Origin of the sequence: Dietzia sp. SLG310A2-38A2 (assembly GCF_014145095.1) — a bacterium.
Classification (GTDB): domain Bacteria; phylum Actinomycetota; class Actinomycetes; order Mycobacteriales; family Mycobacteriaceae; genus Dietzia.
This window is the reverse complement of the sequence record NZ_JAALDX010000540.1, coordinates 1557-4125: the sequence shown is the minus strand read 5'-3', so window position 1 is coordinate 4125 and position 2569 is coordinate 1557. Positions and strand designations below refer to the sequence as shown.

Genomic DNA, 2569 nt, shown 5'->3' with positions numbered 1-2569 from the left:
GAGTGCCGGCCGCCGACGAGTGCCGGGTCGCGGTCGGCGCCGCGGCCGGCGTCATCTGCGTCCGTGCCGGCTTCCGGCCCCGACTGTGCGGACCCCTCTGCAGTCTCCAGAGCCGACCCCTCGACGTCGACGGTGGGCAGGAGCCTGTCGAGCCAGCGCGGCAGACCCCAGGCCCGCTCGCCGAGCAGGAACATCACCGCGGGGATGATCGTCATGCGGACGACGAAGGCGTCGAACAGCACCGCGATCGCCAGCGCGAAGCCCATGACCTTGATGAACTGCTCGTCGATCGTCATGAAGGCGGCGAAGACGCTGATCATGATCAACGCCGCGGCGGTGACGACGCGGGCCCCGTGTTTGAAGCCGTTGGCGACCGCGTTGTGGGCGGTCTTGCCGTGCACCCACCCCTCGCGCATCCTCGTGACCAGGAACACCTGGTAGTCCATCGCCAGACCGAACACGATGCCGATGAGCATGATCGGCAGGAAGCTGATGACGGGTTGCGGATCGGAGATGATCCCGCCCCAGCCCTCCTGCCAGATCGCCACGGTGACGCCGAAGGTCGCCGCGACCGAGAGGCCGAATCCCAGCGCCGCGATCAGCGGCACCCAGATCGACCGGAACACCAGCATGAGCAGGATGAACGCGAGGGCCAGCACGATGGCGATGTACGGCAGCAGGACCTCGGTGAGGCGTTCGGAGATGTCCTCGTAGATCGGGGTGACACCGGTGACGGAGTAGGTCCCTCCGGTCTCCTGTTCGAAGGCCGCGACACCGGACCGGATCTCCGCGAGGACGTCCGCGGCCCGCTCGTCGATCGCCCCGTACTCCGGCGTGACGAGGACCTGGGCGGCGTCGCCCGCCTCGTTGGTCTCGATGATCTGCGCGTTCTGCACACCGTCGAGCGCCTGGATGTCCGCCGCGGCGGTGGCCCACGCGGCCGGACGCTCCTCCTCCGCGATCCCGAGCGTGTCCACGAAGGCGATCATGGGGGCGTTGCGACCGGGGCCGAACGCCTCGTCGGTCATGTCGTAGGCCACGCGGTTCGGGGTGTCAGGGGCCATGGTGCCGTCGGACGGCATGGCCAGCCGCAGCTGGACGGCCGGCAGGGCCAGCAGGATGAGCAGCAGGACACCGGCGGTCGCGAAGAGCACCGGGCGGGCGCGGATGCGGCGCACCCACGTCAGGCCCATCGTCGGCTTCTCGTCCTCCGGGTCGGGCGCCTTGACGCCCTTGACACGGGCCGCGAAGAGCTTGGTCCCGACGGCACCGAGGATGGCGGGCAGCAGCGTGATGGCGACCAGGACGGCGATCGCCACGGTCGCCGCGGCGGACAGTGCCATCGCGGTGAGGAACGGGATGTTGATGATCGACAGCGCGGCGAGGGCGACGAGCACCGTGAGTCCGGCAAAGACGACCGCGGAACCGGCCTTGCCGACCGCCAGCCCGGCGAGGTGTGCGCGCTGCTTGGCGTCGATGGTCTTGAGCTTCTCCGCGAGCTCCGCGGGCTCGAGATCGTTTCCGCCGATGTGTTTGACCAGCTCGGTGCGGAATCGGGAGACGATGAACAGCGCGTAATCGATGCCCACGGCGAGACCGATCATGGACGCCAGGGTCGGCGTCATGGTGTTGATCGTGTCCGTGAAGGCGGTGGCGGCGAAGATGCCCGCGATGCCGATCCCGACGCCGATGATCCCGGTGAGCAGCGGCATCCCCGCGGCGATCAGCGAACCGAAGGTGACGAGGAGGATCACCGCCGCCACCGCGATGCCGATGAGCTCGCCGATGGCGCTGATCTCGGACATCTGAAAAGCGTTGCCGGAGTAGGCGAGGGTCAGGTCGCCCTCGTGCTCGGCGACGACGTCGGCGAAGGCCTCGCGGTCCTCGGCCTCGATGTCCATGGTCGTCTCGGCCGCGAACTGGACCTGGACGGTGCCGGTGGTCTCGTCCGCGCTCAGCGGGCTCAGGGCCGCGATGTCTGCCTCGATCTGGTCCTGCGGGATCTCCTGGGCGGCCTTGGCCTCGGTCAGCTGCTGCGACATCCCCTCGGCGGCGAGAACCGGGTTGACGATCGCGTCGGTGTCGGTGAGGAAGTCCAGCTCCCGCACCTGTGCGAGGAAGGCGTCGACGTCCTCCGTCACCGCCGGATCGGTGAGGGTGCTGCCCTCCGGGGCGCGGATGACGACGGTGCCCGTCGGTGCGTCGAGTTGATCCCCCGCCCCGGCGAACCTCTCCTGCATCTCCTCCTGGGTCTCGATCGACTCCAGGCCCGGGATCGAGAAGGTGGTGCTGGTCTGCTGCGACATCGTGGCCGCGGCGGTGCCGACGCCGAAGATCAGCAGCACCCAGACCGCGATGAACCTCCATCTGTGCAGGTAGGCCGATCTTCCGATCCGGTAGAGAAATGACGCCATGCGCTGGCTCCTCATGCGTAGATGCGACTCGCGACCCTGACAGGTTTGCACGGCGACTGCACCATTGCACAGCCCGTGCAAGCTTTTGTGTCGCACGCCACCCGATCGCGGCCTCGCCGCCCGCCGGGCCGGGCCGCGGGCCGGACTCCTTGCGT

Annotated in this window: 1 protein-coding gene; it reads right to left on the bottom strand. The window is 68.8% G+C overall.

Features of this window, described 5'->3' with window-relative positions; all coding sequences use genetic code 11:
- The coding region (locus G6027_RS17165; RefSeq protein WP_241727234.1) for an MMPL family transporter at positions 1-2414 on the bottom strand (2414 nt) is incomplete at its 3' end.
- Positions 2415-2569 lie beyond the last annotated feature (155 nt).